Genomic DNA, 6,598 nt, shown 5'->3' with positions numbered 1-6,598 from the left:
GCTGCGCAGCTGCTGCTCCAGTGCCGCCGGTGACAACGGCAACACTTCCTCAGCCAGCAGCTTAAACCCTTCGTCCTGCTGCTGCACTTTGGCACGCACGACGAGCAGTTCACCTTTCCCGACATGCTGCTGGCTACGCCGCCATACCTCGGGAAAGAGAACCACTTCGCAGCGTTCGATCTGGTCTTCCAGCTCCATGAACGCCATCGCCTTGCCCTGTTTCGTCGTAATTGACTTCACAGACACCACCATACCCGCGGCGACCGTCATCGTGTCGTCTGCCGCCTCGGTCAGCTCCATGATCCGGTCAGCCCCACTCGATTCCAGCACATCTTCATAGTCATCCAGCGGATGCCCGGAGAGATACAAGCCTAACAACTCTCGCTCCAGTTCCAGCTGCTGCCCTGAAGAATAAGGAGGAATCTCCGGGTATTCAATCTCCCAGTTTGGCGTCTCCACAAAGTCGAACAATTGAATCTGCAGATCCTCACGTTCTTTGCGCCATTTCAGGGCCGCTTCAACGGTCTCATCCAGCATCGCCAGCAATTGGGCCCGGTGTCCAGGTAATGTGTCAAAAGCTCCAGCTTGGATCAACGATTCAATCACACGTTTGTTGCATACGCGCAAATCCACACGACGACAAAAATCGAGCAGACTGTCGAATGGTCTCTCCTGTCGTACGATCATAATGCTTTCCATCGCCTGGGTACCGACATTTTTCACAGCAGCCAGACCGAATCGGATTGCCCCCTTTGAAGCAGCCGTCACCAATCCCGGTTCCTTCCGGTTGTCGGATGCCTCAGGCATGGATGTTGCGGCTTGCCACTCATATCCGCCACTGTCCTCATCCGGTCCAGGACCAGGTTCATCCGGCAAAGGGGCTTCACCATATTCAGCTTGTCCTGAATGCCCATCATGCTCATGAACGCGATCTTCCATGAAGGAACTTCCGTTACCATTCGCGGCATGTTCTTCGGCTGCGCTTCCGGTGTCACTCTCTGCATCTGCTCCCGCAGTCTGCTGTGATGCGCTGCTCTGATCCCCGGCTCCTGCGCTGCCGGACGGCACAAATACAGGTGTAAACAGAATACCGCTCTCATTCACATCCGGTGGAAGCACCTCCATATCCATACGCCGACATTCCACCACGTATTCTGCCACTTTCCGATGACTTCCCATTACAGCTGTTAACATGGAAGCCATAAAATGAACCGGATAGTGTGCCTTCAAATACGCGGTCTGGAACGCAAGCACACCGTATGCTGCGGCATGCGCACGCGGGAATCCATAGTTGGCAAACTTGACGATCATATCATAGACCAAGTCTGCCTCTTCCTCGCTATACCCTTGTTTCAGACTGCCTTGTACAAAGTGTCCACGCTCCAGATCCAGCACTTCCCGTTTCTTCTTGGAGACCGCTCTGCGAAGCAAATCTGCCTCACCCAGCGAGAAACCCGCCATCCGGGAGGCAATCTGCATGATCTGCTCCTGATACACAATGATGCCATACGTATCTTTGAGAATAGGCTCCAGATCCACGTGCGGGTAATCCACTTCGATCTGTCCATGCTTACCCTGAATGTATTTGGATATGAACTCCATCGGACCCGGACGATACAAGGCAAGTACAGAGATCACATCTTCAAATACGCTGGGCTTCATCTCTTTCAGCACACGGCGTACACCGGCAGATTCCAGTTGGAATATGCCCATCGTGTCACCACGGCCAAGCATCTCATACGTTAATGCATCATCGTCAGGAATAACACGGAAGTCCGGAACTTCTCCATGTTCCCCAATCCAGCGTACACACCGCTCAATGATTGAGAGGGTACGCAGACCCAGAAAGTCCATCTTAAGCAGCCCAATTGATTCCAGATTTTCCATGGAATATTGGGTTAACGCTGTCCCTTCACTGCCCTCCTGAAGCGGTACCGCATCGGTCAGCGGATCACGGGAGATAACCACTCCCGCTGCATGCGTGGAAGCATGACGCGGCATACCCTCGACCTTCATCGCCATATCCAGCAGTTCACGCGTTTTTGGTTTGGTCTCATACAGAGCCTTCAATTCAGGTGTCGCTTCCATGGCCCGCTCGATGTTAATGCCGAGCTGCGCCGGAATCAGTTTTGCAGCCTTGTCCACTTCTCCATAAGGCACATTCAGTGCCCTCCCGACATCACGTACGGCTGCACGGGCAGCCATCGTTCCAAAGGTAATGATTTGAGCAACATGGGCTTTGCCATATTTATGAGCGACATAATCAATGACCTCATCCCGCCGTTCATCGCTGAAGTCAATATCGATATCCGGCATGGAGATCCGCTCGGGATTCAGGAACCTTTCGAAGAGCAGATTGTATTTCATCGGATCAACATCCGTGATGTGCAACGTGTATGCCACCAGACTACCTGCCGAGGAGCCTCGGCCTGGTCCAGTAACAATGCCTTGTTTATGCGCATAGGCGATAAAATCCCAGACAATCAGGAAATAATCCGAGAAGCCCATGCTGTCGATTACACCCAGTTCATACGACAAGCGTTCTTCAAGTTCGGATCGAAGCTCCGCATCAGTCCAACGTGTGGACTGCGCATAACGTTCCTCCATGCCTTCTTCGCACAGTTGACGCAGATACGCGGAAGGGCTGAGTCCATCCGGAAGCGGTCTGTATTCCGGCAAAATCGATTTGCCGAATTCCAGCTCCAATTCACAGGATTCCGCAATACGGACGGTATTCGCCAGAGCTTCCGGTACATGAGGAAACAACCGGGCCATCTCTTCTTCACTTTTCAGATAGAGCTGGTTGGTTGCAATTCGGAGCCGATTCTCATCATCTACGGTCTTGCCCGTTCCGATACAGATCAGCACATCCTGAAGTTCGGCATCCCCTTCCGCCAGATAGTGAGCATCATTCGTCGCTACAAGCGGAATCTCAAGTTCAGCGGCCAGTTTAATCAACTGCGGATTCACCCTTTTTTGCTCGGAAAGCCCATGATCCTGTAGTTCCAGATAGAAGTCGGCACCAAAGATATTTTTGTAGCGTAACGCCGCACGTCGCGCTTCTTCTTCTCGTCCATGCAACAGATGCTGTGGTACTTCACCACCCAGACACGCACTGAGGCAGATAATGCCCTCGTGATGGGCAGCCAGACTTTCCATATCTACACGTGGTTTGTAATGAAAACCTTCGAGATGTCCAATCGAGCACAATTTCATCAAATTACGGTAACCTGTCATATTTTTGGCCAGCAAAATCAAATGATGAATCGGTTGATCCTTGCGGCTTCCCCGCTCTTTGCGGGACCCTGCTGTCATGTATGCCTCGCAACCTATAATCGGCTTGATACCTCGTTCAACACATGCTTTATAAAAAGGAATTGCACCATACATCACGCCATGGTCGGTCAGCGCAAGTGTCGTCATTCCGAGATCTGCAGCCTTATTCACGAGATCCGGAATACGCGCAGCGCCGTCCAGCAAACTGTATTCGCTGTGAACGTGCAAATGCACAAAAGAACTCATGTTTTTTTCTCCCTTTCGCCGCAGATAGTCGCAGCATCGATCTTCTGATCCGTCTGCTAACCTATCTATCTCATATATATGAATTAAATAAATAAAAAATGGAGTCTCTTTATTATTCTATTTTATCATAACGTTCGGGGGCACGCCCATACAATAGAAGTACAAGCCGCTCCCCCCTGTGACAGACCGAAGACAGGAGGTGTGCTGCTAGGTCTGAAAGGGGTGTTGCCAGTGAGCACATTTTTGTCCAAAGCCATTCTTGATTTCTTCATTGCGTTTGGAATCGTGCTGGGCGGCGCGATGATTGGAGGTATTGGAGCCGTGATTTCTCTTCAGCCTCCGACACAGACGATGCTCGACATTTCCGGGAAAATAAAGATATGGGCACTCGCAGCCGCTGTTGGCGGCACCATTGATCCCATGCGTGTCATCGAGAGCAATTTTCTGGATGGCAACCTCTCTCCGGCGGTCAAACAAATCCTGTATCTGATCTCTGCTTTTATGGGCGCGCATATGGGAACCGAACTGGTGAAGTGGGTGTGCGGCGGAGGCCGCAGCTAATATGACACGGGAACAGCGTTCATGAGAATTCCGCCATTCTCCCGTTACCGCCCGCTGATGCGAATGACCGCTGTATTTGTTCTGGGAATGATCGCTGGATGCGTCGTCTACAACGGTGTATTCCACCTGAGTTACAATGCGTTGTGGCTGAACAATCAGGAGCTGCAGCTTCAGCTGCATCAGAATGAGGAGGATATCAAAACGCTGAAAAAATACAGTAAACGCCAAACCGTTATCAAGGAAATCAAGGTCCGTGCAGAAGAGTCGGATAAGGGGCCAGACGAGGCTTCTCTGAAAGTGATGTTACAGAAGCTCGGAGATGAACTTGAGGTGCTTCGGGGCAGAGATGTATTCAACATCGACGAGTATAGCAAAATGACGCGCATCATGCTGAATCAGAAAGTGTACTCAGTCAGGGAAAAGGAGTACACCGTTCAGGTCAAAACGATGTTGGTTATGGAAGGCGTACTGCAAGTTTGGGTACAGATTCGCATGCACGTTCCTGCGTAACAGCAAAAAACTGCCCTTGTCTGCATCTCTCCATGGTACAATAAGGGCAGTAAATGCTTTCCAGAAAAGGAGCTGCGTCTTTGTGTTCATTGATGTACTCAAATATGCTCTAATCGCCATCTTTGCTGTTGCCATGATTTTGGCAGCGTTGAACAGCATTCGTTCACACAGAAGCTCGGATGCAACCAGCGCCGGTCTGTACCGTTCATGGACGAATATTTGGATGGGTGGCATGCTTGTCGTGCTTGCACTGATCCTGATGTTTGTCTTCACGGGTTCCACCCTATCGGTGGTTGTGGAAGCGCTATTTCTGATTATGGGTGCATACAACGTATTTGCCGGAATACGTAACCGCAGTTATTATGCCCGGCTTCAACAACGGTCCAGTAATGGATCAGGTAAAACCTCCGGACAATCTGCATGATTCGTTGAAGCGCAGTTGTTGTGACTTCAAAAAGAGAGTACTTCCCTTCACGAAGCGAAGCCAGAACAGCGTGTCAACGCAACCCGGCAGAGCTTCCAGATCAGGGAGTACTCTCTTTGTCTGTGCCCAAAGCATATCACCCTGCTAGGCATGATCAATCGACTGCAATGTCATTACTGCTTTGCATACCACACTGCCTTCACGGGTAACCACAATGTCCATTTTGCACGTTCGACGGCTGGTTTCCAGAATCACCGGTCGAACCATAATCTGATCCTCAATCTGTACCGGTCGAACAAAATAAGTCGTTACATTATCCACCACATGGTCGTTCCCTGTAACATCCCACGCCGCCCGTCGGCCAGCCTGGGTCATCACATTCAACAGAACACCTTCGGAGATCGTACCCAGATCCGTCGCCATCTGAGGAATGATGAATCCGTGAAATAAAAGTTCGTTCTGTTCTCCCCGCTCCTCGGCAAACCCGTTCCAGATCAGATGATCAAACGTCTCTCCCAGTTGTGGCTGCTTCTGTGCATCCCGCATAGCCTGAAGCACTTCCTTGCGTGTGACGGACGCAATCAGTTTGCGGTTCCGATCCACGATCGGCAGAAAGTCGATTCCTTCCCAGGTCATAATCTGGGCAGCAGAAGCAAGAGATGTCTGCAATGAGGCCGTAATCGGGCGGCGTACCACGCATTTCTCAATACTCTGATCTGCCGTAAGTTCACTGACATCCTTCAAACTCACAATTCCGATGACCCGGTTCCATTCATCTACGACCGGGAAGCGATGTTCCCCCGTCTCCGACACCAACATGTGGAAATCCGCGGCTGAACTGGTGACCTTCAATACCTGCAGGCGTGGTTTCTGACCAATGATATCTTCAACAAGCATAATCTTTTTCTTAATCAGCCGGTCGAAGATCGCACGGTTAATCATGGAAGCCACTGTGAATGTATCATGTCTGGATGAAATAATCGGTAGCCCAAGCTCGTCCGCCATAATTCTTACTTCACGGCTAGTTCCAAACCCACCCGTAATCAACACACCCGCTCCTTGTTCGAGGGCAAGTGAGTGAGCATCTTCCCGGTTACCTACAATCAGCAGACTCCCAGCGTCAATATAACGGGCCATTGCCTGTTCTTTCATCGCACCAATCACATATTTGTGCAGCGGTTTGGCAAGACCTTCGTTACCACCCAACACATGGCCCTCGACAATGGTTACAACATCAGCAAAGGTCAACTGTTCCGACATGCCCCGAGGTCTCTTCTCAATCCGCACCGTTCCAATTCGTTCCTTGGTCACGACCAACCCGAAGTTCTCCGCCTCTTTCACCGCCCGATAAGCTGTCCCTTCACTTACGCCCAGCTCCCGCGCAAGTCCACGTACCGATATTTTACTGCCAACCTTCAGTTGTTCAATGTGTTGAAGTAACTGTTCATGCTTCGTAACGTTCTCTTCCTGACCGTCCAACTGTACCACCCCCGAAGATGCATCTGTACTATACTGTATCTATTATAACACGTCGTTAGGAAAATAACCCCATATCCCATCCCGCTCTCAAGGGAATGGCAC

General features: G+C 50.8%; 5 protein-coding genes. 3 read left to right on the top strand and 2 right to left on the bottom strand.

Annotated elements, in window-relative coordinates; genetic code table 11:
- Positions 1-3,522 (bottom strand): DNA polymerase III subunit alpha (locus MHH93_RS09065; protein WP_500053752.1); only part of this gene is annotated, 3,522 nt, incomplete at its 3' end.
- A 231-nt stretch (positions 3,523-3,753) separates the two neighbouring features.
- Here MHH93_RS09065 and MHH93_RS09060 point away from each other — a divergent pair.
- From MHH93_RS09060 to MHH93_RS09050, 3 genes are all read left to right on the top strand, one after another.
- On the top strand, positions 3,754-4,083 hold the full coding sequence (locus tag MHH93_RS09060; RefSeq protein WP_026081169.1) for a YtrH family sporulation protein: 330 nt from the start codon (positions 3,754-3,756) through the stop codon (positions 4,081-4,083).
- A gap of 21 nt (positions 4,084-4,104) precedes the next feature.
- Positions 4,105-4,593 (top strand): sporulation membrane protein YtrI, encoded by a 489-nt coding sequence (locus tag MHH93_RS09055; protein ID WP_017689500.1) that lies wholly within the window; start codon positions 4,105-4,107, stop codon positions 4,591-4,593.
- Between the two features lie 82 nt (positions 4,594-4,675).
- Positions 4,676-5,017, top strand: a complete 342-nt coding sequence (locus MHH93_RS09050) for a YtpI family protein (protein ID WP_500053751.1) — start codon at positions 4,676-4,678, stop codon at positions 5,015-5,017.
- A 144-nt stretch (positions 5,018-5,161) separates the two neighbouring features.
- Here the strand turns inward: MHH93_RS09050 and MHH93_RS09045 are convergent, their stop codons facing one another.
- Positions 5,162-6,496 carry a DRTGG domain-containing protein gene (locus MHH93_RS09045; protein WP_500053750.1) on the bottom strand — a complete coding sequence of 445 codons (1,335 nt, stop codon included), beginning with the start codon at positions 6,494-6,496 and terminating at the stop codon, positions 5,162-5,164.
- Positions 6,497-6,598: the final 102 nt, after the last annotated feature.

Source organism: Priestia sp. FSL H7-0729 (assembly GCF_038005685.1).
In the GTDB taxonomy this organism is placed as follows: Bacteria; Bacillota; Bacilli; order Paenibacillales; family Paenibacillaceae; genus Paenibacillus.
The sequence above is the reverse complement of the archived record's forward strand: the minus strand, read 5'-3'. Positions and strand labels throughout refer to the sequence as shown.